Here is a 26,848-nt window from a genome sequence, read left to right on the forward strand (position 1 = left end):
ACGTTTCGCCGTTAGAAGAGCGTGATCCCGGCAAGCGCGAAGGCTACGCCCACAACGCCTCCCACGATCTGAATGACCACGCCCGGCCACAGGCTCAGGGATCGTTCGCGGATCATGGCCAACGCGGCGCCCGCAGCCAGCGCTGTCGCGCCGATGACGGCGACCTCCAGAAGGCCTTGTGGGAACGGATCCGCTGCGGTGATGTTCCACGCCAGTGCCGCTGTCGTGTAGACCAACATGTAAAAGAAGGTCGAAACCGACGCTGCCCGCGAGAACATCCAGGGGCCTGCGACTCGCTGGATCGGGCCCTGAAACAGGAACCATCCATGCACCGCGCCGCGGAACCAGGCTTCGCAGGCAATGGCGGCCAGTGTCGTGACGCCGAGCGCGATGAGCAGGGACGCGGGCTCGAGTGCGAGTCCGTGTGGGGCCCATACGTTTGCCGGAACGGAGCACGCGATCACGATGGGTGCGAGGTAGAGCCAGTCGTGTCCGGCGGGTCTGCGCCAACCGAACATCCACAAGCGACCTCCGGAAGCGCTGAGAGACGCGGGAAGAGCAATCGTGAGCGTCACCAACGACATTGCGATCAATCCGGCGCCCCCTGCGGTCATCGCTTCCAGGGCGCCGCCGCGCGGTTGCGAGATCATCGTCGCGATGAACGCGGCGAATCCGCAGGCGACGACCAGGCTCGCGGTCAGGAACGACGTCGCGAGCCAGGGCCAAACTCGCTCGCGTTTGCTTGTGAGTCGATAGGCTTGCCGAAGGACACGCAAAATTTCGCTCGGCGGGAGTTGGGTTCCCGATACCCGGGGCGAACCGCCAATGTCGTCGGAGCCTCCCCAGCGATTGCTGGCGGGCCGACCGTTGACCGCGGGATCGACGATGTTGAGCAGATCGTAAGTCGCTCCGAGATCAAAGTTCAAAATCGCAGAGACCCGGCGCAAAGTGTAATGACGATATTTCCCGTCTTTCCATTTTTCGAGAGCGATGATTCCGAGTTGGTCACCAAAACGATTTTTGAGTCTGCGCTCAGCTTCATAAATTCCGGACTGGTCCCTGCAGGCCACCGCGACCTTGCGATCTGCGATTTCCAGATGTCCCAAAATTTCTTCGATGCTGGTGTGGTCCTGAAAATCGGCTCTTGTGTAAACGAGTCGATCGATTTCCCCCAACATGGCCGCGGCGAATTCGCGCCAATCGAGGTCGGGCCACCGCTCCTTGGTGCGATATTCCTTTTCCCGGGTGTAGAGGTTGTCGAGTCGGCCGCGGGCTTCGCGCAAGGTGTTCTGGGTGAGGCCACAGAAGTCGGCGAGTTCGGAGCCGTTTGCGTCGATCGCACCCTCGAGTCGCAGCAGGGGCAGCAGCACGTCCTTGGATCGGCTGCTGAGCTTCGGGACCCTGCGGAAGTTCAACAGCACCCAGATTGCAAACAAAGTGTCGAGATCGGGTTCGCTCGCGAAGAGCGTCCAGTCTCCTTCGTCGAGCTCAATGCCGTTCACCACCAGCACCAGTGCCTGCTCGCAGGTCGCCAGCGTGAAGGGACGGATGACCCCTTGATGGTGATCCAGGTTGTAGAATCGGGACCTGTTGTCGAGCTTGGGCGGAAAGTGGCCGGCGCCATCCAGGAAAATCACGCGGCCGCCCATTCCGCGAGCGTCCGATTCTGAAAACGTTTGCTTCGGATCGATGCAGACGCGAACCCGGGGCGCGTCGTCGCAGTGCAGGAAGTAGCCGTCTTCCGACTTGCGAACCTCGTAACGGTCCGGCACTGCAGGAGGAATCCCCGGAGTTTCCGACAGCGCGGACTCGGCCAGAGGACTGCGATGGGTGCCCAGCCAGGGCCGCCGCTTCTCCGCTGGCGTATCCGCACGCTGCGAATCGATCTCGCTGCCAGCCGGCCGCGGTACTTGTAGCGGCAGATCGGGGGTCCACTTTCTTCGATCAGTCATAGGCGGTGCCAGAGTGTGCCCGACTTGTCTCTTCGCTTCCCGTGAAGCGCGACCAAAAAAACCCTTTGTCGCAAGGTTGCACCGCAAGCCTCCGAGATGGAAGGGGATTTTTCTGATGACCTGTGGGGAGTCGCGGACCTGGGGGTTCGAGAAGCGTGGGAAATCAAGGCGGATCGCACTTCGCGTGTCGCGGACGCCGAAGCTTCCGAACCACTTCTCTATGTCGTTCGCGTCTTCGGTAAAGAGACGCGCCCTGAAACACGGCGCAGTTCAGGAAGGCAGGCGGCTCAGTATTTTGTCTGCGGCGATTCTCGGTGTGAGGTCGGGTGCGATCTGTTTGCCGACTTCCCGGGCTCGATGCGAGAGGAACTCGTTATCGAGAACGCTCGCGATCAACTCACTCAATCGATTCGCCGTCAAACGCGCCCGTGGAAGTGGCGCCGGTGCGAGACCCAGGTTCATGATTCGCTTGCCCCACCAGTACTGATCGAGAAGATGGGGAACGATGACCTGCGGCACGCCCGCTTGTGCGACGCGAGTGGTGGTGCCGGCGCCCCCGTGGTGGACAACCGCAGCGCAACGCGGAAAGAGCGAGGCATGAGAGACCGGGCCGGTGCGAATGACGTTTTCGGGAAGGGCGCCTTCCCCGAGCCCGGCCCAGCCTTCGGATACGATCGCGCGGCAACCGACACGTTCGATTGCTTGCAAAATCAAGCGTGTCGTCGCTACAGGGGTGGCATCGGTCATGCTGCCGAAACCGACATAGACCGGCGGGCTTCCCTGCGCGAGGAAATTTTCGAGTTTCTCGGGTAGGGGTTCGATGTCGTGGTCGTGGATGCAACCGAGCTGCTCCACGGGCATGCTGCATTCAGAGGGAACCGGCGCCAGCAATGGATCGGTCGCGAGGATCGGGTGCTCCGACAAGATATGGCTGTAGCCGTGTCCTGTTTTTCCGAGGCCGAGATATTTTTTGCGCGCGCGATTGAGTCCAAAACGAGTCAGTGCGTCGAACGGCCCGAGCAACATCCGCCAGGCAATCTTGTTTGCCCAGGGCGGCAGAGCCTGGCTGGGAATGAACGGCGGACTGTGTTCTTGCGAAGGCAGCATGACGGGGCAGAACATGACGTAGCGATAGGGGATGCCGTGCAACTCGGCGACACTTCCCCCTGCGAACTGCACTCCAGCTCCCAGAATCAGATCCGCATCCTCGGTGGCATCCGGAAGTCGCGTGAACTGCTTGTGCATGCTGTCTTTGAAATACTCGAACTGCGCCCGATTGGCCCCGAGTCCCCGGCTCGATATCGCGGTTGCGACTCTGCCCAGAAACTCCCGAGTGTCGCTTCCTACTTCGCGGTACTCGAAGTTGTTGGTTGCTGCGAACGTCGCGAAGTTGCGAGGGCCGCAGAATACGACCTCATGCCCGGCAGCCTGGAAGGCATTGCCGAGGGAGAACATGGGGTAGACATCGCCGCGAGTACCTTCGACAGCAAGAGCAATGCGCATCGGTGAGCCTCCGCAAAAGGGTTCCCCTCCCTCTCCCGCAGTCACTGCCCACTTCTATCGCGAGCGCGAGGAATGAGCTTTAGAGGTAATTGGGCGGGGGGTTGCTGCCGTCGCTACATCCGCAACAGGCGTGCGACTGACGTGCAAGTAGAACCCTGCATGCACAAACATTGAAACCACCGGAAGCCCGGGGTCCTTGGTGTGTCGACTCACGAGAAGGTAAAGGGGTGCATAGTTCATGATCTCGAACTTGAGATCACTCGTAGGATCCAAGGCGTTCGCGACGAGATTCCAGTCGAGGGCGGAAGCGTCTCATTTGAAGTTACTGATCGGTCGCATCGCGCGCGCCGCCTATGGGTGCGCAGGCAATGGCGAATGAACACGTTGCCGCGATCGGAATCCAGTAGGTCCAGGCGATCAACGTCTCGCCCAAAAACACGGGGTGGAGGAAAAGCGCGAGACCAACCAAACCGCCCGCAATCAATCCAAGGACCGCTGCAGAGTCTCGTCCCGAGGGTCGCAGCAAGATTCCCCGTGCGAAGATGCCGAGCAGGCCTCCGTAGAGGATTGACATCGAAGAGAGCGCAAACTCGATGAGTGATGGAAGCGAACCCTCTGCCTGCAGATATTGATGATACGTAGACATCGATAACGCCGATGCGATCAACAGGATTCCCGTGACTGTCGAGGCGCGTCGCAGGCGCCTTGCGAGTTCTGGCTGGGCTTCCGTGCCGGAGGGGTGGGCGACGATGTCGACCACCCAGGTCGTGGCAATCGCACAGATCGCAGAATCGAGGCTGCTCATCGCCGCTGCGAACAAGCCCGCAAAGACGAGTCCTCGGGCTCCCGCCGACAATTCGTGAAGTGCGTAGGTCGGCAGGATTTGATCCGTTGCCGCAACGTCGTAAGGGGGAGCGATCGAATAATAATGCGCGATTCCGGTTCCCACGAAGAGGAACATCAGAGTCAGGGGAAAGTTGAGCAGAGCCGAGCCGGTCAGCGCGCGGGCTCCAGCAGATGCGGTGCGTGTCGTGAGCAGGCGCTGCACCATGTCATGGTCGGTGGCGTGGGTGGCGAGGGTCAAGAAGAAGCCGCCGATCAACGCGGTTCCAAGGCCCGCACTCGTTGTCAGGGTGAAGAACGGCGTCCACTGGAAGATGTTCGTCTTCTCATTTGCCGCGCCCCAGTTGAATACTGCCGTTGCGCCGCCGTCGACACTCGTGACGCTCCACAACAGCGCGCACACTGCGGCTACGAAGACCGCACCCTGGAGCGCATCCGTCCAGATGACCGAGCGGATGCCGCCGACGCGGGTGTATGCGATGGCCAGGATGCCGCAGCCAACGATGGTCCATTCGATCGTCTGTCCAGCTACGATCGAAAAGGCGAGGGCGGCGATGAACAGCCGCACGCCCGACGCGAGGATTCTCCCCGAGGCGAAGGCGATCGCAGCGGCGCGGCGCGTCTGCGGACCGAAGGATGATTCGAGGAATCCGTAGACGGTGACGACTTTGAGTCTGTGATATAGCGGGATCACCCAGCGGGCGAGGACGAGCTTGCCGAGCAGCGCGCCGAAGGCGAGTTGGAGGTAGCTCCAATTGCCCGTGTAGGCCGCTACCGGAACACCGATGAAGGTCGCCGCGGAAAGTTCGGTTGCGACCATCGACAGCAGTACCGCCCAGCCCGGTACCGCGCGTTGCCCGAGCAGCAGGTCCTGTGCCGTTGAATGTCGGCGCGCCGCGAACATTCCGATTCCCAGGACCGAACCCGCGTAGATGACAATGACGATGTAGTCAAAGTCACTCATGATGCTTGGAAGTTTTCAAAAGTTGTCCAGAGATTGTCGTCGCATCGAGCAAGATCCCCCCTTTTTTGTCGAGCTAACACCCGAGCAAAATTCATCTCGATACCCGGTGATAGACTATCGCGCCGCCCCCGGGGAGTGTGCAAATTTGAACCGCGAACTTTTTCGAGAATCGATGCTCAACTTGCACACCAATCCTATAGAATGAATTGATCCAAGAGGGCACTGATGCGACCTGAAAACGAAGACACCAAGTTGGACGTAGACGACGAGGCTTATTTCGACGATACCGAACGCAAGCCTCGTCACCGCTTCGACGAGAAGTTGTTGCAAGCGCCGATCAGCGTTTTGTCGCGACGGATTCCGATGGTGTTTACCGAGTCCGACACGGTTCAGACCGCAGTACGCGCGATGCAGGCGGAACATCGAGGCGTCGTGTTGATTTCTGAGGATGGCACCCGGCAGACTGAGTTGACCGGCATCTTTACCGAACGAGACGTGCTGCTGCGGGTCGTGGATCGCGGTCGCGATCCGAGCACGGTATGTCTGCGGGAAGTCATGGCGAAGAACCCCGAATCACTGCTGCGCACTGCGCCGGTCGCAGCGGTGTTGAACAAGATGTCCGTCGGGGGTTTCCGTCACGTACCGATCGTCGATTCTCGGGGCAGGCCCGTGTTCGTCGTATCCATGCGCGATGCGGTCGAGTATCTCGTCGATTCGTTCCCGACCGAAATCTCCAATCTTCCACCCCAGGATGGCCCCGAGCGCTACCGAACCCGGGACGGTGCCTGAGTCACTGTTGTCTGCTCAACAGTTTCCCTGAGCAGGATCTGGCTCGGGTTCCGGATCGCTTCTGCCTTCGAAGCTTACAGCCCAACATCCGTTCTCCGATAGAGACTACTGTCCGTGCGCTCATTGCACGGGTGTGGGCGGGAACGATGGAAACAGAATTCATTGGACGTCAACCGATCGTAAATCGCAACCAAGCGATTTTGGGATATCGACTGCTGTACGGCGGTGCATCGGATGTCCAGTACGACCCGACCCAAAAGAAGATCGCGATCCAGACTCCCGAACGAAATCTCGCACTCCAGTTCGAAGAAGTCTTGAGCGGCGCCACGGGATTCGTCGAGGTGGACATCGAGGCGTTGAACAGCGAGTTCGTCGATGCGCTCGAACCCCAGCAGTTCGTCATCGAGATTGGTTCACTCGAGGGTCACGATGCAAAGGCGGTTGCAAAGCGCTGTCGTGAACTGCGCAAGCGCGGACTCAGAATTTGCCTCGGCAACTATCAACGCCGAGACAACCGACAGATCCTGCTCGAACACGCCAGCTACATCAAGATTGACGCGATTGCGACGTCGGACTCGGAGGTCAGGACCATCGTCCGACGCATGCGAAGCAGCAACGTCAAGATCATGGCTTCTCGAGTCGATCTCCCCTCGCAGTTCGACAACCTGGTCGATCGCGGAATTGATCTATTTCAGGGCTACTTCTACGCCCGGCACGATCCGGAAACGGAGCGGGAGTTGAGCCCGGATCGGGCGACGATCGTCGATTTGCTGACCCGGTCCAGTACCGGAGTCGAACTGAGCGAGATCGACGACGCCTTCAAGCGAAACGCAAACCTCAGCGTCAGCTTGTTGCGGCTCGTCAACGGCCTGCAACTCGCGCGCTCGAACAAAATTGACACCGTCAGCCAGGCGCTTGTGATGATCGGAACCCACGGGTTGTCTCGCTGGCTCAATATTCTCTTGTTTGCAGGGGGGGCAGAAGACGGGCCGCCGAGTCCGCTATTCAAGCTGGCCTCGACCCGCGGCAGACTGATGGAATTGCTTCAGCTCGACCTCCTGGGTCCGGATCCCGATCGCGAGCAGCTGGGGATCGCAAATCGCGCCTTCTTGATCGGGATGCTTTCTCTTGCCCACGTAGTCCTGGGCGTATCGGAACAGAAGGCTCTCGACGAACTCAACTTGAGCAAGGAAATCCGTTCTGCACTCGATTCGTATCAAGGGCAGGCCGGCGTTCTCCTGCGACTCACCAAATGCATCGAGGCATCGGATCACGATACCGCCCAGGAGATCCGCGACGCACTGGGTCTCAGCCGAGAGCAGCTCAAAAAGGCCCAGCTCGAGAGCTTCAGCTGGGTGAACGCGCTCTAGGAGCCTGCGCCTTCTGCCGCGCAGATTCCTAGCCGGGATCAGGTCGTTTCGACGCCCCGGGTCATGATGACCTTCCCCGACCGGATCAGCTCACTCAACTCGAAGGGCTTCAACAAGAGAATCAAGGCATCGATCTTGTCGCTGCTGCCATAGGCCCGAACCACCAGGCTCTCGGTTCCGTAGTCCACCACCCGCGCCTTGAACTGGTCGACGATCTGCAAGATCTGGGTGCGCTCGTCGATGCTGCACTCAATTTTCAGCAGGGCGATCTCGGCCTCGATGATCGCCGCGCCCGTGTGGTCGAACGCGTGGACCACGTCCACCAGCTTGGCCAACTGCTTGATGATCTGTTGCAGGGTCGAGGGATCGCCGGAGCAGGTGATGGTCATGCGCGAAAAACCACCGCGCGCGCCCGGGCTCACCACCAGGCTTTCGATGTTGTAACCCCGTCGGGCAAAGACTATCGCGACACGCACCAGAACGCCCGGCCGGTCGTGGACGAACAGCGAAATGGTATGCACCTGGTCCTCGGCGATTGTCGAGGGCTGTTGCGGCAGCGAGGTGCTGGGTTCGAGAGTCTGCGGTGCGCTCATTTCAGGTGCTCCCCGTGGGCTTTGCAAGCTTGTGCTTTGGCTTCTCGATCAACATACCGCTGAGCGGTGCGCCGGCTGGGATCATCGGAAACACGTTGTCTTCCTTGACGACTTCGGCGACCACCACGCAGGGCCCCTCGTTGTAGTCATGTGCTTCTTGCAGGATGCGATCGACGTCGGCAGATCGCTTGATGCGGAACGCCTTGACGCCGTACGCCCGGGCAAGCTTGACGAAGTCGGGGTTGCCCTCGAGGTCCACGCCAGAATATCTGTTTTCGAAAAACATCTCCTGCCACTGTCGAACCATGCCGAGAAAGTTGTTGTTGATGATGAGGCATTTAATGGGGAGTTTGTGAATCTGCGCCGTCGCTAGCTCGGCCTGAGTCATCTGGAAGCCTCCGTCGCCACAGACCGCCCACACGGCTTTGTTCGGGCAGCCGAACTGAGCACCGATCGCCGAGGGCAGGCCAAAGCCCATCGTGCCCGCGCCCCCGGAACTGATCCAGTGCCGGTTGTTCGTCGAAAGACAAAATTGCGCGGCCCACATCTGATGCTGGCCGACGTCGGTCGTAATGATCGCGTGCCCCTGAGTCACGTGGTGCAGGCGGTCGAGCACGTGTTGTGTGCGCAGGCCACCTTGCTTCGGGTACTTCAGCGGATATTGCTTGCGCCACGCAGCGCATTGATCGAGCCAGTCTTCGGTGTCGGCGGGCTCGATCAACGGCAACAGGTCTTCGATCACGAGCCGGGCGTCCCCTTCGATGAAGAGATCGGGCTGCAAGATCTTGTTGTTCTCCGCGGGATCGATGTCGACGTGGATCTTCACGGCGTCGACACAGAATTCGTCGAGCTTGCCGGTGATGCGATCGTCCCAGCGCGCGCCAATCGACATGATCAGGTCACAACCGCAGACGGCCTTGTTCGCATAGGCTGTGCCGTGCATGCCCAACATCCCGAGGTGCAGAGGGTGAGTCTCGTCGGTGGCACCCTTGCCGAGCAATGTGTTGACGATCGGCGTGCGCAGTTTTTCCGCCAGGCTCATGATCACTTTGCCCGCGCCGGAAATCACAGCGCCATTCCCCACGTAGAGCACCGGTCGTTTGGAGGCTTTGAGCAATTCCGCGGCTTGTTCGATCTGGCTCGCCTCGGCCCGCCCGGGAATTCGGTAGCCGGGGAGTTCGAGTTCGTTCTCGTCCACGAAGGGGGCATCGCATTCGCCCTGGGTGACGTCCTTCGGCAAATCGATCAAGACGGGGCCCGGCCGACCGGTGGTTGCGATGTAAAACGCTTCCTTGGTCACCCGGGGCACATCCGCCGCATCTCTCACCAGGTAGCTGTGCTTCACGACCGGGTAGGTGAGCCCGGTGACATCGGCTTCCTGAAACGCGTCTGAGCCCAGCAGAGAAACCAGCTGCTGGCCGCACAGTACGATGATGGGCACCGAATCCATGTGCGCTGTGAGCAGGCCTGTAATCGTGTTCGTCGCACCCGGGCCGGAGGTGACGAGCACGACTCCCGGCCGCCCGGTCGCTCGGGCATAACCGTCCGCCATATGGGTGGCGCCTTGTTCGTGTCGCGTGAGGACGAGTTTGATGCGCGAATCGACAAGAGCATCGAAAATAGGCATCGCAGCGCCACCCGAGAGTCCAAAGATGTACTCCACTCCCTCTCTTTCGAGGCATTGGATGAGTTTCTCTGCTCCAGTCGGAAGTTGAGTATCCATGTTCTGAGTTTTTCCGTAGTTTGTGAGGCAAATTGTACTTATTCAGAAGGGCGTAAGACCAATAAATACATCAATCGAACTCTTATTGGCTTACATCGGAATAATTTCAGTCAATATCGCGAATTTTTGGACCGAGATCCATCAGAATCCATAAAATATCGATCAAAATCGTCTATTTTTGCAATAACTTCGATATTTCGAGTCTCAAAGCCTTCAAGAATCGTGATCAATATCTTTAAGTTGAGTTCTCGGTCTCTTTTGGCGAACCCGATGTAGCAGACGAGGCGCGAATTCCGCCTTTCTTCACATCTTCAAAGGGCCATCTAGTGCCTTTTTGGCAGGAACACTCCCAGAATGCATCGGTCGCGGGTCTGTTTTAGACCGGAAGGGGCAATTCTCACCGCCGATTCAAAGCTCCGTGGCCGAAATACCCTTCAAAGCATGAACGGGACCGTTGTGCCCCGTCAAAGCCAGCGGTGGAGTGATGGATTGGATTCCCTGATCAGCTCGGTTCTCGAAAGCCTGATGCGACATGAAGCCCCGTCGCTTCGGTCGCTGGAAATTGCGGGGGAGCAGGATCCCAGCGGAGCAGCTCGCGCGCTCCTGCAGGCGGCCAGCCTCGAAGAACTCGCGGCGAGTCGCGCTTCCTGGGTGCCCGCGTTGATGGTCTCGGCGCGTCCCGGACTGGGCGCATCCCGGCTCTACGAACTCGCGCAGGCCTACACCAAGCAAACTGGCGAGCATCTCGATCCCGCCCGCATGCCGGCGTTGGCCCTGGTTCTCGGCTCCAGTGAGCGGATGGGTCGGCTGCTGGTAGACAACCCCGAATGGGCGGACGATCTGGTCGGCGATCCCCCGGCTCCTCCCGATCTCTCTGGTTCGGCACCCAGTTTCGAAGCCGTTCGCGAATCGCAGTCTCGCGGCATGTTGAGCACCGTTGCGCGAGAACTCATCGGCTGCCCTCTCGAGACCACGTTCGCCGAACTGACCGGTCTGGCCGAGGTCTGCCTGGAAACCGCGCTTCAATGTGCGAGCGCCGAAACCGGGGTAGTGGCCCCCGCCATGTTCGCCCTCGGTCAGTTTGGGGGCTGTGAATTGGGTCTGTCGCCGGAGGTGGATCTTCTCTTCATCGACCTCAGGGACGGCGAGCTGTGCGCGGAGCGCCGTGCTCAGGTCGATTTGCTGCTCGACCATCTTCAGCGCGAACTCGCTGCGACTTGCGGGCGGGGGGCCTCCTATCAAGTGGATTTCTCCCAGCGACCCAACGGTGTTGTGGCGCTCGGAATTGGCGCTGCGCTCGACTACTTCAGCGGCGAAGCTCCCCTCGCCGAGCGGCGTCTCTTCGAACGGATTCGGCCTCTGCAAGCTGATCCGGCGCTCGCCGAGGAGTTGCTTTGCGGCCTGGCGCAAGGCTCCGGCTCAGCCGGCTTGCAGGGTTTGATCGACGACGAGCTGAAGGACCGGGCGGAACGCGCCGCCAAGCAGGCGAAAGACGATCTGATCCGGGGGAACGGGGGCGTCCGCGACATCGAGGCCATTGTTCACATCCAGCGGGCTGCGGCGGCGGAACCGCTCAAATCCGGAGAAGGGCGCTCAATCCTGTCTACGCTCTACCAACTTGGCGCATCCGGGGTCATGGCTTCGGAGGCGTCAGCAGAGCTTGCGGACGCCTATTCTTGGCTGCGTCGTGCCGAACATTCCATGCAACTCGTGGACTCGGGTTCCTCCCGTTGCATCCCCGCCGATCCCCAGGGGCAAATCGTTCTTGCGCGCTGTATGGGCTATCGAGAACCCGAGGCGAGTCGAGCTCGCGAGCGACTGCTCGCAGACAGGCAACAGATCCAGCAAGAAGTCCAAGATCAATTCGAAAAATGCTTGCTCGCTCCGGAGCGCTGAGCTGCGCGTCTGCGTTTCCGCGGCCTATCGCCTGGGTCGCTCTTCGAGGTTGATTTCAGGGAGCGGGCTGCCGATCAAAACGATAAGCTGGGCGGTGTTGTTGGAGCGTTTTTTGCAAGCGGTGGACCAACCTGAACGTTTACCGCACTTCGAAGGGCATTTGGGCAGGTAGATAGGAGCGACGCAACGTGGAAAAACTGAGCAGAGCTGGCGATTCCCCGCACGTGCATGTTTCCCGAGCGATCGGTCCGCGTATCGCGACAGTGATTTTGTTGGTCAGCCTCGGTCTCGCAACCGCGTCCCCGGCTCTCGCTGATCCCTACGACAAGGAACGAGCAGGCCATCCACTTCGCGTCGCGGCCTATGTCCTGTATCCGATCGGAGCGCTGATCGATATCCTGATCATGCGTCCCGCCCATTGGCTGATCAGTCAGGAGCCCTTCAAGGGCGCTGTGGGTCATAAGGACTGATCTACTGTGAATTCGCGAGAGCGATTCGATCAACGAAAACCCTTGACGGACGGCGATTGAATTCCAATGACACCCAAAGGCATGGAGCTTGCGTCATTGGCACGGGTACGAAAATTGCAGCGATTGCGTCAAGGGAAGCGTCGAATCCGCGCCGAACTGGCGACACCCACAGGCCGGCGACCGCAGTGGACACTGGGGGCCGGCTCTTTCGTCTCGATCGTTCTGCTCGCCCTTGCGCTCGCGGCTGCGACGAGCGCCGATCCGACGCCGAGCCTCGATGTCGAAGGCATGACCTTCGTGGCGAGCCGCGAAGACGGCGACGCTGTGATTCTTCACGCCGAACATGCTCGATTCGACACCAAGGCCAAGAAGGCGTACTTGCTGGTCGTGGACGCAACGATTCCGTCGAAATCGGAGCAGTCGGGTTTCACGATGCGCTGTGATTCGGGGGTCGTAGATCTCGAAAGCAACGACTTCGAGGCGATTGGTAACGTCAAGGGGCAGGCCGACAGCGGCGAGATCTTCCAGACCGACTGGGTGCGTTACGACCACGCAAATGGGATTCTATTCACAGAATCACCGGTACTGATCACTGACGGGGGCACCACGATCCGCGGCGGCGGCTTCCGTTACGACGTCAGCGAACGCCGCTTCCAGATGACCGGCGGTGCGCAAGTCGTTCAGACAGTAAACGACGATACTGCGAAAGAGGAGAATGTCCCTTGAGCGTTTCCTTCTCAAAGGCGGTCCTGATCGGTTGCGGCCTGGTTGTCTCGTTGGTCGCGGTTTGTACGGCAGACGAATCGCCGACCATTCTCGTGAAGCCAGTTTCCGACGCGCGCGAGCAGCCGTCCAATTCGGTCTCGAGTCTGGAAGCACGGACTGCCGGGGAAGAGTCCCCCGCAGCGGTCGCGGCGGCACCCGAGACTTCGAAACTTCCGTCGCCGACGACCCTGGGGAGTCGGACCAATTTTCTGAAAGTCAGTCGCGATGAACCCATCGAAATCGTCTCCGATGAACTCGAAGTCGTTGCGGTGGGCGACGCGAGAAAATTTACCTTCACCAATCATGTACACGTGGTGCAGGGGGATATGCAGTTGTTCGCCGGCCATTTGGAGGCGATTTATCCCGCAGGTGCATCCCAGCCCGAGCGACTCGATGCCCGCCGGAATGTGCGTCTGCTCGAAGGCGATCTCGAAGTGCGCTGCAACGAGGTGACCTACTTGCGCGAAGACGGATTGGTGATCTGCCGGGGCGACGCTCTGCTACTGCAGGGTTGTGACGAAGTCCGCGGCGAGCAGATCGAGTTCTACCTCGACCAGGAGCGCGTCAAGGTTCTGGGTGCGGCATCGGTTTTGTTGCGGTTCGAGCGAGACGTCGAGTCGGATTGCGCAGCCAGGAGCAACGGTTGATGGGAGAGACGCTCGTCGCAGAGGGACTGGTGAAACGCTACGGGGAAAAGCGGGCGGTTCACGGCGTAAGCCTGACCGTCTCGGCTGGCGAAGTGGTGGGGCTGTTGGGTCCGAATGGAGCGGGCAAGACCACGACCTTCAACATGATTGCGGGCAGTGTGCGCCCGACCGAAGGTCGCATCTTCCTGGGAGAGCGCGAAATCACTCATCTCCCGATGTATCGCCGGGCCAGGCTGGGGCTGACCTATCTCCCCCAGGAGCCTTCAATTTTCCGCAAGCTCTCGGTGGCGGACAATGTCAACGCGATACTTGAAACCGTCGAACCCAACCGGTCGAAGCGCCGGGAGCGGTTGGCGCAGTTGCTCGCAGAACTCGGTCTGACCAAACTGGCTTCGAATCGCGGTGATACCCTGTCCGGCGGTGAGCGACGCCGAGTAGAAATCACTCGGGCTCTGGTACTCGATCCGCGTTTCATCCTGCTCGACGAGCCCTTCGCGGGGGTGGATCCGATCGCCGTAATCGATATTCAAAAAATCATTGAACAGCTGAAAGATCGAGGGATCGGAGTGGTCATCACGGATCACAATGTGCGTGAAACACTTTCGATCTGCGATCGGGCGTACATCATCAAGGATGGTGAAATTTTGAGACTCGGTACTCCAGCGGAAATCGCAGACGATCCGCGGGTGCGCGAAGTCTACCTGGGCCAGAACTTTCGGCTCAACTGACGAGCGGTGAAATTGAAATTGGAAGCGCAACACATGGTTTTCGAAGTTCCGGATAGAGTAGGGAGCGCTTAGAACGTGGCGATCGAACTGAGACTTCAGCTCAAGTTGACGCAGCAACTGGTGATGACTCCCCAATTGCAGCAGGCCATCAAGCTATTGCAGTTGAACCGACTCGAACTCGTGAACGAGGTGCAAAAGGAACTCACCGAGAATCCTGTGCTCGAGGAAGTCGAGGGAGAAGACGAGCCCACGCCCGGCGAAATCGCCGACATGACTCCCGGTGAAGAGCGCACCGAACCAGAGACCGGGTCCCGGGATTTGAACGAAGACCCCGTGGCTGCGGATCTCGAAGGATTGCCCAAGGAATTTCTCAATTCCCTGGAAACTGGGCCACAAGTCGAAGGCGACGCGGCGTCGGTCGAGGCGCCAAGAACCGAAGCGGAGACTGCCGCTGCCGATGTCGAAGCCACGAACGCCGAGAAGATCGCCGACGTCGAATGGGACGACTACATGGACGCCAACCCCCAGACGGGATTGGCGCCAATCAACCGTGACGACGATCAGCGGCGATCGCTCGAAGCCACGCTCACCCGCCGGCCGACCTTGGCGGAGCATCTCGAGTGGCAATTGCAACTGTCCGTATTCACGGACGCTGAGCGCGAAGCGGCTCGTTGGATCATTGGAAATCTCGACGACGACGGGTATCTGCAAGCGACCGTCGAAGATGTTGCGCGCCAGTCCGGCGTCCCGTTCGAGCATGTCGAGAGCGCATTGGTTCTGGTACAGAAGCTGGACCCGACGGGAGTCGCCGCTCGCGATCTTCGCGAGTGTTTGCTGCTCCAACTCGAAGTGGCCGAAATAGACAACCCGCTGGTCTTGCGCATCGTGCGCGATTATTTCGAGTTGCTCAAGAAGCGGGACTTCCGCGGACTGACTCGAAATCTAGGCGTGGCCATCGAAGAGATTGCCGTCGCCTGCAAACTGATTGCGCAACTCGAGCCGCGTCCGGGTCGAGCATTTTCCGGCGACGATCCGATCTACATCACCCCGGACATTTATGTCTACAAGGTGGCAAATGAATTTCACATTCTGCTCAACGAGGATGGGCTACCCAAGCTCCGGATCAACAGCGTCTACAAGGATGTCGTCGCCAAAGATGAACATGCCTCGAAGGACGCCAAGGAATATGTCCACGAGAAGCTGCGGGCTGCAATTTGGCTGATTCGTTCGATTCATCAGCGACAGCGTACGATCTACCGGGTGATGGAGAGCATCATTCGCTACCAGGGAGATTTCTTCGACCGCGGAATCAATTTTTTGCGGCCGCTGAATCTGCGCGACGTGGCCGATGACATCGAAATGCACGAGTCGACCGTCAGCCGGGTTACCACCAATAAATACGTCCACACGCCCCAGGGTATTTTCGAACTCAAATACTTTTTCAATTCGAGTATCGGGTCGGTGGTCGGAAATGCGGTGGCGAGCGAGAGCGTAAAAGCGAAGATTCGCAAAATTATCGCCAATGAGGACTCACGGCGGCCGCTGTCCGACCAGCGGATCGCTGAGATGCTGAAATCGGCCAATATCGACATTGCCCGGCGTACAGTGACGAAATATCGCGAAGCGATGAACGTTTTGTCCTCGACGAAGCGTCGTCAAGTGGGATAGCCTGCGCGCGCCCACAGGAGTAGCCACGTGAAGATCATGGACATCCTCGTCAAGGACGCAGTGATTTTGGACCTCGAGTCCAAAGCGAAGGACGGCATCTTGGACGAAATGAGTCAAGCCCTGGCCGCAGCCGAGCCCTCGGTTCCTGCGGATCGCCTGCTGAGCGTGCTGATCGAGCGCGAAGGGCTCCAGAGCACGGGGATCGGCGAGGGCGTCGCAATTCCACACGGCAAGATGGCCGGCCTCGATCGCTTGCTGGCCTCCTTCGCGCGCAGCAAGGACGGCGTCGATTTTGACTCGATCGACGGGCAACCCACCCAGCTCTATTTTCTTCTCGTCGTACCCGAGCATTCAGGCGGCCAGCATCTGAAGGCCCTGGCACGTATTTCGCGCTTCTTCCGAGACCCTGCTTTTCGCGAAAAGTTGCTCGAAGCGACCAGCACGGAGGACATCTTCCGCGCGATCGACGAAGAAGACGCAAAGTTCTAGACGACTGAAAAGTTCAATCTAGATCTCGATCGAGTTCCGCGGAGGAGTCGGTTGGAAACCCAAATTCACGGCGCTCTCGTCGAAGTGTTGGGGCTGGGCATCGTGCTCACCGGACCCAGTGGTATCGGTAAGAGCGAATGCGTCCTGGAACTCGTACAGCGCGGTCATCGCCTGGTGGCCGACGATGTAGTGAGACTTCGAGCGGTCCGATCGTCCGATGGTCTGTCCTACCTGATGGGAACCTCGCCCGACGCAATTCGCCACTATCTCGAGATCCGAGGAATCGGTTTGCTTTGCATTTCGGACCTGTACGGGAAAGAAGCCGTGCTCAACGAGCACCGTGTCAATTTGGTGTGTCGGCTGGAAAAGTGGCGGCTCGGGGTAGAATACGAGCGCATTGGGCTCGATCGCCCGTTGGAACTCCTCGCAGGGATCTCGATTCCCACCCTGACCATTCCGGTGCGTCCGGCTACCAGTTCCGCAGTCCTGGTCGAGGTCGCGGGCAGAGACGAGCTGCAGCGGCTGGCGGGGAACAACGCGGCCAAACGCCTCGATCAGAGGCTCAAGAAGGGCGTCAAGTAAGCGTGCACAGCGACGATGTAGAGCAGAAGGTCGTGTTCGTGAGCGGGCTGTCGGGCAGTGGCAAGACCACCGCAATGGCCGCGTTGGAGGACCTGGGCTTCTACTGCGTGGACAATCTGCCCGCCGAACTCACCGAACAGTTCCTGGACCTCTGTCACAAAACGACACCGCCCATCGCGAAGATCGCCCTGGCACTGGACGCTCGAGAAGAATCGTTCTTGCGCTACTTCCCGACGGCGGTGGCGGATCTTCGCGCCCAGGGAGCCGTGGTCGAAGTTATTTTTCTCGAGTGCAGCAATATCGTGCTGGAAAAGCGCTACCGCGAAACTCGCCGGGTCCATCCCTTGTCCCCCAGCGGTAGCGTCGAAGAGGGCATCCAACGCGAACGCGAAGTATTGGCAGATGTTACGCGGCTCGCCGACGTCATCATCGATACTTCGGAGATGAATGTTCATCGATTGAAAGAGGTGATGGTGCGAAACATCATCGGCACCCATCGACAGACTCTCGTCAACCTGGTCTCTTTCGGCTTTCGTCACGGAACTCCCCACAACCTCGAACTGCTGTTTGATTTGCGCTGCCTGCCGAATCCCTTTTTCGAGGAGCACCTCAAAGATCGCACCGGTCTCGACACGGAAGTCGCAAATTACGTGCTCGAAAGCGAACGCGGTGCGAACCTGTTCCGGCGGATTCTGGAACTCATCGACTACCTGCTCCCGCTCAACGACGAAGAGGGCAAGGCGTATCTGACGATTGGTGTAGGCTGTACCGGCGGCCAGCATCGATCCGTCGCCTTCGCCGGTGCATTGTCCGAGGCCCTGAGAAAGCGGGGACGCGAGACCAACCTCGAGCACCGGGACGTGGCGCGATCGGGTGCGGTTGATGGTAAGACGAACGCCAGGGGGGAGAACTGAAGCATGAAAATCGGGGTGGTAATCGTCACGCATTATCAACTCGGCGAGCAGATGCTGCAGGCGCTGCACTCGATCATTCCGAAGGCATCCGATTTCTATGCCGTTTCGGTATCGCCGGACCAGACGGTGGACGAGATGCGCGCGGCGATTTCGGAGAAACTTGCCGAGGCGGAGAATGGCCAGGGCGTGTTGATCTTGACCGACATGTTCGGCGGGACGCCCTCCAATATCGCGTTGTCATTTTTGGGCGAGATGAATGTTGAAGTCGTCACGGGGATCAATCTGCCGATGCTGATCAAACTGGCAACGCTGCGCGACGAGAAATCACTTGAAGACCTTGCGACCTTCATCAAGGACTACGGCCAACGCAATATTTCGGTTGCGAGCAAGTTGGTTTCGGAGAGCGAATCATGAGCCAGATCGCGGAAGGCGATTTCGTCGTCCGTTCGGCCCTGGGGTTGCACGCGCGTCCGGCTGGCCGCTTCGTCGCGCTCGCCACGGATTTCGAAAGCGAAATCAGTGTGGGGAAGGGCGACGAGTGGGTAAACGGGAGCAGCGTGCTTTCGATTCTCTCGCTTGCGGCGGCCGAGGGGACTGTGCTCAAGATTCGCGCGGAGGGGGATGACGCGGAGCGGGCGGTGAAGGTTTTGGGGGCGTTGATTGAGTCGGAGGAAGAGCTTCCGGTTTCGGCGCCCGGGTAAAGCTTGTTGGGGGTGGTTCTCAAAGCTTGCGCCGCGTCTGGGGCGAGAGAGGCTTCCGGCGAATGGCTGGTTTTTTTGGGGCGTTTCTTTGGGGTGTTGCCGATGTGGAACCCACTGGCGTTGGGGCAGAGCCGGGTTGGATTTCGCTTTACTTCGCCGGAAGCCTCTCTCGCCCCAGCCGCTCCTCGGTAAGTGCGGTACCGCTCCTTGGTAGGCGGGTGCCGCTCCTTGATAGGTGGGGAGAATCGGCGTTGGTTGTGGGAATCACGGGGGAATCGATTGTAGTGGGGGGTATCTTTCTCTACCCTGCGACTCCGCGAATTTAATGGAGAATCACAATGGCTGCGCGGCTATTTTTTACGTCCGAATCCGTTTCAATGGGTCACCCGGACAAGATGTGCGATCAAATTTCTGACGCGGTGCTGGACGCCTTCCTGGCCCAGGACCCGCACTCCCGTGTCGCCTGTGAAACGGCCACGACTACGGGCGTGGTGCTGCTGTTGGGCGAAGTCACGACCAATGCGACAGTCGACCTTCCCGCGTTGGTTCGCGGCGTGGTGCACGACATCGGATACACCAGCTCCGAGATGGGCTTTGACGCGGCCACCTGTGCGGTTCAAGTCGCGCTGGGCAAACAATCCCCGGATATCTCCCAGGGTGTGAGCGAAGGCGAAGGGCTGCACAAGGAGCAGGGCGCCGGGGACCAGGGCATGATGTTCGGGTTCGCGTGCAACGAGACTCCAGAGTTGATGCCCGCGCCCATCCGTTATGCCCACCGATTGATCGAGACCCTTCGCGGCTCGCTCGAGAGTGGAGAGATCAGCTACCTGAGGCCCGACGCGAAGTCTCAAGTGACCGTGCAGTACGACGACGACGACAATCCCGTGCGCATCGACACAGTTGTGATCTCGACCCAGCACGATCCGGACGCATCCCACGAACAGATTCGCAAGGACATCATCGAGCAGGTGATCCACCCCGGCCTGCCCTCCAAGATGATCGACAACGACACGATCTTCCACGTCAATCCAACCGGGCGCTTCGTGGTCGGTGGGCCCATGGGCGATGCCGGTCTCACGGGCCGCAAGATCATCGTCGACACCTACGGTGGTATGGGACGCCACGGTGGCGGGGCGTTCTCCGGCAAGGATCCTTCGAAGGTCGATCGGAGTGCCGCGTACGCCTCGCGCTACGTAGCCAAGAACCTGGTCAAGGCCGGCGTTGCGACTCGCTGCGAGGTGCAACTCGCCTACGCGATCGGAGTGGCCGAGCCCGTTTCAATTCGGGTCGATCACTTCGGTACCGGCAGCATGAATCACTCGCAACTCGAGCAGCTGGTCCGCAAGCACTTTGACCTCACCCCGCGTGGCATCGATGAAGCCCTCAATCTGCGGCGCCCGATTTATCGAGCGACCTCTTACCACGGTCACTTCGGTCGCGAAGATGCCGGCTTTCCGTGGGAAGAGACCGACAAGGCGGAAGCGATCGCGAACGATCTGTAGGAATCGCTGGGTACCCCAAGTCCTGCGGTCGTCATTGCCGATCCCCCGCCGCACTCCCCTTAGGAACCAGTCGATTGACTTTGCGACGTGACGCGCTCGTCGTGCGGTTTGCTTGCGCGGTGGTGTTCGCGCTGGCTGGCCAGGGTGTGGCCTGGGCCGGGTCGGATGATTCGCGGCCGGTGCGCGTCAGGATCGCCGAGAAGCAGCAGCGAGTCTCGATCGTGGATGCGGTGGGAACCACGCTTTGGCTGGTGGCCGATCGGTCAGACACGATCACGGTGAACGGCAAGCTGGCAGGTCCGCTCTGGCGCAGTCGGGACCGTGCTGGGATCGCGGGCCCTTTTCGCTTGGCGACTCGCCCCGGCGGCGAAAAATTCGAGTTGCGCGGTCATTTGGAAGTGCATCGAAGCCCCGCCGGTCTTTTGGTGATCAACGAAGTTTCTCTGGAAAATTATGTAGTTGGGACCCTAGGCGGCGAGATGTATGCGTCCTGGGAACCCGCCGCGCTGCAGGCCCAGGCCGTGGCTTGCCGCAGCTACGCGCTGTACCAGATCGCCGCGCAGCAGGGCGGACGATTCGATCTCGGCGCCGACGTCCTCAGCCAGCGGTATCTGGGGATTCGGGGCGAATCGGACGCGGCCTGGACCGCGGTGAGGGCCACCACAGGTGTCATCATCGGCTACGCTGGGCGCCCGGCGCTGGCGGCCTTCCATTCGGCTTCGGGTGGACGGACTGCAAGTGCCAGCGAAGTCTGGGGGACTTCGATTCCGTATTTGAGAAGCTTGCCAGTCGCGAACGAGGACAATTCACCGGATACCTATTGGCGCGCAACAATTTCCGGCAAAACCCTTGGTCGTGCCCTGGCCCAACTCGGACACGAGATCGGCTCGATCGAAGACGCCGTTGTCGTAAAGCGGTCTCCGAGCGGTCGCGTTGGCAAGTTGAGGTTTCGGGGCACCCACGGGCGTGCGACAGTCACCGGGCGCGAATTACGACAGCTGCTCGGCGGCACCACAATCAAGAGCACCCGATTCGAGGTGCGTTGGGATAAGGGCGAGATGATCTTCGCGGGTTCGGGCAGCGGCCATGGCGTGGGGATGAGCCAGTGGGCGGCCCAGGCCATGGCGGAAGAAGGCGCAGACTATCGAGAGATCTTAGGGACTTTCTATCCCGGGACGAGCCTGCTCACAGTCGAAGAACAAGGACGGCGGTTTGCAATTCTACCCGTCGGGGCACAATCCAGGGTAGAACAGGAAACGATCATGCACGACGACAAGCACGATGAAAAGAAGGGAGATCGACCGAGATGAACTTCTACCCGACGCTGCCCATGGAGGCGGCAGCCGCACAGGGTGGGAGCATTCCATTCTTTCTGCCCATGATCTTGATTGGGCTGATTTTCTATTTCCTCGTAATTCGTCCTCAAAACAAGAAACAGAAGGATCACGACGCTGCACTCAAGACCGCGGGGAAGGGCGACCTGGTCGTGAGCCGGGGCGGACTCCACGGCAAAGTCGTATCCGTCGGTGATGACACCTTCGTGATCGAAGTCGGTACGGTCAAGGGAAGTGCGCTCAAAGTCACGGTGGATCAGAGAAGCATTGAAAAACTCACCAAGGCTGGTGCCGGGGTGAGTGACGCGAAGGGCAAGGGGGGCGGAGGATCGTGAGTTCGCTGAATGTACGTATTGTGCTGGTCGGCGCATTGGTGCTGTTGTTTTCGTTTATCACGGCTTCTAACTTCATCGACAAAGAGCAGCGCCTTGCAAGCCCATTCTGGCCGGACAACGGTCTGCGACTGGGGCTAGATCTCCAGGGCGGGATCCACTGGGTGGTCGGGGTGGAATTGGATGTTGCGATCCAGCACGAGCTCGAGTTTCAACGCGACGGCATGGCGAACTTTCTCGAAGAAGATGGCGTCGTGCTGACGTCCAAGCGCCTCGAAGAAGGGCGATTGATTCTCGTCGCGGGCAGCGACGAGGACGCAGCCAAAATCCGGGACTACGCGAGCAAGACCGGGATCCTCAACGAAGAGGGCAGCGAGGGCAACGAGCTGAGCTTTGTGCTCACCGACGATTGGACCCGGGAAATACGCGAGCGCACCATGGCCCAGGTGCTCGAGGTGTTGCGCCGTCGCATCGACGATCCCGTGCGCGGGATCCCTGATTCAGTGGTGACCCGCCAGGGCAAGGATCGGGTTCTGGTGCAGATCCCGGGTGGCCAGATCGATCGGGGCCGCGCGGCCAAGTTGCTGAAGAGCACGGGTTTTCTCGAATTCAAAATCGTGCTCGACAGCGCGGGCAGCGAGCAGGCTTTGCTGGAGAAGTACCCGAACGGTCTGCCCGAGGACCAGATGATCGCGACCGAAACCGATGCCGAGAGCAATCAAGTCGTTGTTGCTTATTTGGTACGCAAGACACCGGACCTTACCGGAGACTACCTGGTCGACGCGCGGGTGGGCTTCGACCAGAGGCAGCGTTCGTTGGTCAACTTCACCTTCAATGCTGAAGGGGGCCGAATCTTCGGCGATCTGACCGAGGCGAATATTCAAAAACCCTTGGCGATCATTCTGGACAACAACGTCTACAGCGCTCCCATGATTCAGAGCCGCATCAGCATGCGCGGCCAGATTACTGGACGCTTCACCTCTCAAGATGCGGCCGACCTGGCGGTGGTGCTGCGCGCGGGCTCGCTCTCCGTGCCGGTGGTGATTGAAGAGGAGCGGACCATCGGCCCGGCCCTGGGACAAGATTCGATCGATCAAGGCGCCCTGGCCTGCGCGGTCGGTTTCGCGTTGATCCTGGTCTTCGCCGTGATCTACTACCGCATGTCCGGGGTGTACGCCGCGGTCGCACTGACGACCAACCTGGTTTTGTTGATCGGATTGATGTCGCTGTTCGAGGCGACGCTGACTCTGCCGGGAATCGCGGGTCTGGTGCTGACGGTGGGCATGGCGGTCGACGCCAACGTGATCATTTTCGAGCGCATTCGCGAAGAACTCAGGCTCGGCAAGAGCGTGCGCGCCGCGATTGCGAAGGGCTTCGAGAAAGCGCGCTGGACCATACTCGACGCAAACATTACGACCCTGGTCACGGCCTTGGTGCTGTTCGAATACGGCACCGGCCCCATCAAGGGATTCGCGGTGACACTCTCGATCGGAATCGTGACCAGCGTATTTGCGGCGCTGGTGGTGACGCGGCTGATGTTCGAGATCTACCCGGGGTCGCGGACTTCGATCGAGCTCTCGATCTAATGTCGCTCCTGGGCCATAGGCAAACCCTTTTGCGGAGGCACACGTGTCGTTCGAGCTGGTAAAACCGGGAACCAACATAGACTTCATTGGAAAGCGACGAATTTGCTTCGGACTTTCCGTCGGCATGATTTTGGCGTCCCTCATCGCGACCCAGACGATTGGGGTGAAGCTCGGAATCGACTTCGCCGGAGGCACTGAGATCCAGGTGCAATTCGATCCGGGGGTGATAGTCAGCGAAGGGCCGATCCGTGAGATTGTAAACGCGGTAGAGGGCATCGATGATCCGAGCGTCGTGCGCTACGGCGATGCAATCCAGAACGAATACCTGGTCAAGTTCAAGGGCGCGATCAAGGTTGGCGATGCCTCGGTGGGCAAAGACAAGGTCGAAATGATCCAGCAGGCCCTGAGCAGCGAAATCGGTCCGCTGACGGTACGGCGGGTGGAATTTGTCGGGCCGCGGGTAGGTGCTGAATTGCGCGACGACGGTCTGCAGGCGCTGTTCTGGGCGAGCGTCGTGGTGCTGATCTACATCGCGTTCCGCTTTAGCTCGCGCTTTGCACCGGGTGCAATCCTGGCCGTGCTCCACGACTTGCTGATCACCGCCGGGATCTTCGTCATGCTCGGTCTCGAGTTCGACCTGCGAATTCTGGCCGCCATGCTCGCGATCCTGGGCTACAGCCTGAACGACACGATCATTATCTACGATCGGGTGCGCGAGAATCTCGCGCTTCACACCAAGCACAACCTGGCGGAAGTTCTGAATCTGAGCATCAACCAGACGCTATCGCGCACCGTACTGACTTCCGGCACGACCTTGATGACGCTTGGGGCGCTCTATCTTCTCGGTGGAGAAGTCATTCGCCCATTCGCCTTCGCGATGATGCTGGGCGTGATCGTCGGGACGTATTCGTCGATTTACATCGCGTCGCCGACGCTTCTGTTGCTGGAAACCTGGTTTCAGGAATCCGACAAGTAGAAGCGCTAACCCTCGATTGACGCGAGAATTGGCACCGGACTTCCAGGCCGGGTTTCTCAGGCGCTTTTGCGCGCCTGCTCTTCCAGGGACGGGGGCCGCTTTGGATCTTGCGACTGTGCGGCGGCCACCGGTGTCTTCGTCATCGAGATGCCACCGTTCACGACGGCTCCTTCTTGAATCAGAAGTTTGGGTGCGCTGATGTCCCCTTCGACGATTGCGGAGGCCTGGACTTCAACCCGCTGACTGGCAGTGAGGTTGCCCGCGGTCTGCCCAATGACGATGATCGACTTGGCTTCGATGTCGGCCGTGATGCGGCCCTCGGCGCCAATCGTGATTTCGTTGTTGGGAAGTTGTACGCGCCCGTCAACCTTGCCCTCGATGATGAGATCTTCGTCTCCGGAAAGGTCCCCCTTGATAACGATCGACTTCCCAATAGTTGCCACGTTCGTTCCTCCGGTAGGCGGCGCATTGCCGCGTTTTAGGCCCGCCCGATCCTGGGAGCCTTCACTCCTACGACCGGCCCGCGAGCCACTCTCCTTCGCGCCTGCAGTCGCGTCGTTTCTCGATGTTTGATTCTGGGTAGCGGAACGACCCGAATCCGATTTCTCTGACGCTTCTGCCGCAGCGGGGGAATTGCTTTTGGGGGGTGCTGATTTCTTTCCGCCAAAAAGACTCAATTTGGCTCCTCCGTCGAATGCGTTCAGGCGTCGGGAGCTTATCGCAGCGGTTGCACGTCGGCGATGAGGGGGGCGCCCAACTCCCGATTTCTCCAGACCCGCGGCCCATCGATCAGGGGAGGATGGGTTCGAGAAGCTGATCGAACGAAAAAGACTCTCTTTCGAAGCCGTTTTTGAGCCCCGCAATGGAACCGACAACAATGTTGTGGGTTCGCAAGATGGTTCCCTGCGCTCGATCGAGGTCGCTCGCAGAGGTCTGATAGAGATGAAGCGCATTGATTTTTGCCACCTCGGCCTCGACCAGCTCCGATTCTTTCTGCAGCACATCAAACGGCGTTGATTCGCCGTGTTCGAGGCGAATTCGTTCGGCCCGAAGCTGCTCCTCAGCGGCAACGCGCTGGCGCTCCGAGGCATCGATTCCCTTGCGAGACGCCTTGAGCAGGCGGATGTCCCGCCGGATTTCTAGGATGATTTGTTGGTGTAATCGGGTGAGCTGCGTTTTGGAGCGGCGAAGTTCTAGTCGGGCCTTTGAAACGCTGTGGCGGGGACCGTAGTTTCCGAGCGGAATCGAGAACGATCCGCCGAGCCTATATTCCTTTCCGCCGCTGTTGCTGAACCAGCTGTTGTGGGTGTCGGAAAAGCCTCCGCCCGTGTCTGTCGCCGTTCCGAACACCAAATCGTCGTTTCCCTTCCCTTCGATGCCAGAAGTTCTGTATGAGGCGTTGAAATCTAGTTGTGGAAGGCGCTGATTCTTTCGAAACCGAACGAGCATCTCGTTTTGTTCGATCCGCAGTTCGAGAGACGCAAGGTCCGGTCGGTGTTTCATCGCTAGATCAGTTGCAAGCTCCGGGTCCACACGTCCGTCGCCGTATTCTGAAAGATCGTCTGTGGGGCGGACACTGGCGCGTGTGGACGGTGTCAAGCGGACCCCAAACACAATGTCGATCAAAGTGTCTTGAGAATTCTGATATATCGCATCGGCGCGGATTACATCGAGCTCTCGTGCTGCGACTCCCGCTTCCGATTGGATGACTTCGACCTTGGCCTTTACACCCACCTCGTACTGCGTTCGCGTTTGTTCGAGCAAGGCTATGCTTGTCTGAAGGCTCTTCTGCGCAACACGAAGTTGCTCTTCATTGGCAACAAGACTCCAGTATGCAGACACAGTGTCGCGTACAGTGTTCATCGTGATCGCCCGAAAGTCTTCTAGCGATGCCGCGTGAATAGAACTCGAAACCGATACCTGTGTCCACGGTTCGTTCCAAACCAGACCCTTGAGCAACGGAACTCTTGCGGCAAAGGCCAGGCCCGAATCATATTGGGGGGTAAAGCTAGCGATGCCGCTGTTGCTGTTTGTTTTGCCCGCGAAATAGTCAATTGAGAGATCTGCGCCGAGATATGGAAGCAATCCGCCGATCCCTGCTCCTCCGGATGTTGAGGAAGTCCTAAGGACCGAGTTAGAATTCAAAGATGAGGTATTGGGAGAGCGTGTGCTGTCATACATCAAGTCCCCAGTGAGCGTGGGGTCATAGGCGCCCCAGGCGATCTCCACATCCTGTTCCGCGATCAGCGGCGCATGCCGCGCGACCTCGACCCCAAGGTTGTTTTCAATCGCGAGATTCACCGCGGATCTGAGCGACAGCTTGATTGACATCGCCTCGTCGACGGCGTTTGACTCGACGGCCGGTTCCGGCATCGTCGCGGATTCGGTCGCGCCCTCCTCGGGGACGGCATCCATCTCCGGTTCTGCGTTGGCGGTAAGGGCCACCGCGAGCAGGATCGGGACAATTCGGAAATGAGCGTGGGTTGCGAATAGCATGGGATTCCTCCAAAACGAGACTCAC

The 26,848-nt window shown here is 59.4% G+C and carries 25 protein-coding genes; 18 read left to right on the plus strand and 7 right to left on the minus strand.

The window, feature by feature from the left end:
* Nucleotides 1–11: 11 nt before the first annotated feature.
* The 3 genes from IH881_00585 to IH881_00595 all read right to left on the minus strand — a co-directional run bounded on the left by IH881_00585 (nucleotide 12) and on the right by IH881_00595 (nucleotide 5,262).
* A complete protein-coding gene (locus IH881_00585) occupies nucleotides 12–1,952 on the minus strand; it encodes a hypothetical protein (GenBank protein MCH7866163.1) in 1,941 nt (646 codons plus the stop codon).
* Between the two features lie 270 nt (nucleotides 1,953–2,222).
* Nucleotides 2,223–3,455: a glycosyltransferase family 1 protein gene (locus IH881_00590; protein MCH7866164.1), complete on the minus strand. Its 1,233-nt coding sequence runs from the start codon at nucleotides 3,453–3,455 to the stop codon at nucleotides 2,223–2,225.
* Between the two features lie 322 nt (nucleotides 3,456–3,777).
* Entirely contained in the window at nucleotides 3,778–5,262 is a 1,485-nt protein-coding gene (locus IH881_00595) for a hypothetical protein (GenBank protein ID MCH7866165.1), read from the minus strand.
* Nucleotides 5,263–5,487: 225 nt separating this feature from the next.
* On the opposite strand from IH881_00595, the gene IH881_00600 reads away from it, so the two are divergent.
* Both IH881_00600 and IH881_00605 read left to right on the plus strand, forming a co-directional pair.
* Nucleotides 5,488–6,051, plus strand: coding sequence for a CBS domain-containing protein (locus IH881_00600; GenBank protein ID MCH7866166.1), 564 nt, complete (start codon nucleotides 5,488–5,490; stop codon nucleotides 6,049–6,051).
* Nucleotides 6,052–6,197: 146 nt separating this feature from the next.
* Nucleotides 6,198–7,421: an EAL domain-containing protein gene (locus IH881_00605; protein ID MCH7866167.1), complete on the plus strand. Its 1,224-nt coding sequence runs from the start codon at nucleotides 6,198–6,200 to the stop codon at nucleotides 7,419–7,421.
* Between the two features lie 38 nt (nucleotides 7,422–7,459).
* On the opposite strand, the gene ilvN is transcribed toward IH881_00605, so the two are convergent.
* Together ilvN and ilvB are read right to left on the minus strand one after the other, a co-directional pair.
* A complete protein-coding gene (gene ilvN / locus IH881_00610; protein ID MCH7866168.1) occupies nucleotides 7,460–8,014 on the minus strand; it encodes an acetolactate synthase small subunit in 555 nt (184 codons plus the stop codon).
* 1 nt (nucleotide 8,015) lies between these two features.
* Nucleotides 8,016–9,737, minus strand: a complete 1,722-nt coding sequence (ilvB, locus tag IH881_00615) for a biosynthetic-type acetolactate synthase large subunit (protein ID MCH7866169.1) — start codon at nucleotides 9,735–9,737, stop codon at nucleotides 8,016–8,018.
* A gap of 489 nt (nucleotides 9,738–10,226) precedes the next feature.
* Between ilvB and IH881_00620 the strand changes: the two genes are divergently transcribed.
* From IH881_00620 to secF, 16 genes are all read left to right on the plus strand, one after another.
* Complete coding sequence (locus tag IH881_00620; GenBank protein ID MCH7866170.1) at nucleotides 10,227–11,633, plus strand: hypothetical protein; 1,407 nt, start codon at nucleotides 10,227–10,229, stop codon at nucleotides 11,631–11,633.
* Between the two features lie 188 nt (nucleotides 11,634–11,821).
* The gene (locus IH881_00625) at nucleotides 11,822–12,103 is read left to right on the plus strand and encodes a hypothetical protein (GenBank protein ID MCH7866171.1); all 282 of its coding nucleotides are present in this window, start codon (nucleotides 11,822–11,824) and stop codon (nucleotides 12,101–12,103) included.
* Nucleotides 12,104–12,169: 66 nt separating this feature from the next.
* Nucleotides 12,170–12,829 carry an LPS export ABC transporter periplasmic protein LptC gene (gene lptC / locus IH881_00630; GenBank protein MCH7866172.1) on the plus strand — a complete coding sequence of 220 codons (660 nt, stop codon included), beginning with the start codon at nucleotides 12,170–12,172 and terminating at the stop codon, nucleotides 12,827–12,829.
* Nucleotides 12,826–13,515 (plus strand): hypothetical protein, encoded by a 690-nt coding sequence (locus IH881_00635; GenBank protein ID MCH7866173.1) that lies wholly within the window; start codon nucleotides 12,826–12,828, stop codon nucleotides 13,513–13,515. Before lptC ends, IH881_00635 begins: the two co-directional genes overlap by 4 nt.
* The gene (lptB, locus tag IH881_00640) at nucleotides 13,515–14,243 is read left to right on the plus strand and encodes an LPS export ABC transporter ATP-binding protein (GenBank protein MCH7866174.1); all 729 of its coding nucleotides are present in this window, start codon (nucleotides 13,515–13,517) and stop codon (nucleotides 14,241–14,243) included. The genes IH881_00635 and lptB overlap by 1 nt, the downstream gene beginning before the upstream one ends.
* Before the next feature lie 75 nt (nucleotides 14,244–14,318).
* On the plus strand, nucleotides 14,319–15,911 hold the full coding sequence (gene rpoN, locus IH881_00645; GenBank protein ID MCH7866175.1) for an RNA polymerase factor sigma-54: 1,593 nt from the start codon (nucleotides 14,319–14,321) through the stop codon (nucleotides 15,909–15,911).
* A gap of 27 nt (nucleotides 15,912–15,938) precedes the next feature.
* Nucleotides 15,939–16,400 carry a PTS sugar transporter subunit IIA gene (locus tag IH881_00650; GenBank protein MCH7866176.1) on the plus strand — a complete coding sequence of 154 codons (462 nt, stop codon included), beginning with the start codon at nucleotides 15,939–15,941 and terminating at the stop codon, nucleotides 16,398–16,400.
* Between the two features lie 51 nt (nucleotides 16,401–16,451).
* A complete protein-coding gene (locus tag IH881_00655) occupies nucleotides 16,452–16,982 on the plus strand; it encodes a hypothetical protein (protein ID MCH7866177.1) in 531 nt (176 codons plus the stop codon).
* A gap of 2 nt (nucleotides 16,983–16,984) precedes the next feature.
* A complete protein-coding gene (gene rapZ, locus IH881_00660; protein ID MCH7866178.1) occupies nucleotides 16,985–17,896 on the plus strand; it encodes an RNase adapter RapZ in 912 nt (303 codons plus the stop codon).
* Nucleotides 17,897–17,899: 3 nt separating this feature from the next.
* Nucleotides 17,900–18,310, plus strand: a complete 411-nt coding sequence (locus tag IH881_00665; GenBank protein ID MCH7866179.1) for a PTS sugar transporter subunit IIA — start codon at nucleotides 17,900–17,902, stop codon at nucleotides 18,308–18,310.
* A complete protein-coding gene (locus IH881_00670; protein MCH7866180.1) occupies nucleotides 18,307–18,597 on the plus strand; it encodes an HPr family phosphocarrier protein in 291 nt (96 codons plus the stop codon). Before IH881_00665 ends, IH881_00670 begins: the two co-directional genes overlap by 4 nt.
* 338 nt (nucleotides 18,598–18,935) lie before the next feature.
* Nucleotides 18,936–20,099: a methionine adenosyltransferase gene (locus IH881_00675; protein MCH7866181.1), complete on the plus strand. Its 1,164-nt coding sequence runs from the start codon at nucleotides 18,936–18,938 to the stop codon at nucleotides 20,097–20,099.
* 74 nt (nucleotides 20,100–20,173) lie between these two features.
* The gene (locus tag IH881_00680; GenBank protein MCH7866182.1) at nucleotides 20,174–21,409 is read left to right on the plus strand and encodes a SpoIID/LytB domain-containing protein; all 1,236 of its coding nucleotides are present in this window, start codon (nucleotides 20,174–20,176) and stop codon (nucleotides 21,407–21,409) included.
* Entirely contained in the window at nucleotides 21,406–21,768 is a 363-nt protein-coding gene (yajC, locus tag IH881_00685; protein MCH7866183.1) for a preprotein translocase subunit YajC, read from the plus strand. The genes IH881_00680 and yajC overlap by 4 nt, the downstream gene beginning before the upstream one ends.
* On the plus strand, nucleotides 21,765–23,351 hold the full coding sequence (secD, locus tag IH881_00690; protein ID MCH7866184.1) for a protein translocase subunit SecD: 1,587 nt from the start codon (nucleotides 21,765–21,767) through the stop codon (nucleotides 23,349–23,351). Before yajC ends, secD begins: the two co-directional genes overlap by 4 nt.
* A gap of 43 nt (nucleotides 23,352–23,394) precedes the next feature.
* The gene (gene secF / locus IH881_00695) at nucleotides 23,395–24,327 is read left to right on the plus strand and encodes a protein translocase subunit SecF (GenBank protein MCH7866185.1); all 933 of its coding nucleotides are present in this window, start codon (nucleotides 23,395–23,397) and stop codon (nucleotides 24,325–24,327) included.
* A gap of 56 nt (nucleotides 24,328–24,383) precedes the next feature.
* On the opposite strand, the gene IH881_00700 is transcribed toward secF, so the two are convergent.
* Nucleotides 24,384–24,770 (minus strand): polymer-forming cytoskeletal protein, encoded by a 387-nt coding sequence (locus tag IH881_00700; GenBank protein MCH7866186.1) that lies wholly within the window; start codon nucleotides 24,768–24,770, stop codon nucleotides 24,384–24,386.
* Between the two features lie 346 nt (nucleotides 24,771–25,116).
* Nucleotides 25,117–26,823, minus strand: a complete 1,707-nt coding sequence (locus IH881_00705) for a TolC family protein (GenBank protein MCH7866187.1) — start codon at nucleotides 26,821–26,823, stop codon at nucleotides 25,117–25,119.
* Nucleotides 26,824–26,848: the final 25 nt, after the last annotated feature.

The organism is Myxococcales bacterium (assembly GCA_022563535.1).
Classification (GTDB): Bacteria; Myxococcota_A; UBA9160; order UBA9160; family UBA4427; genus DUBZ01.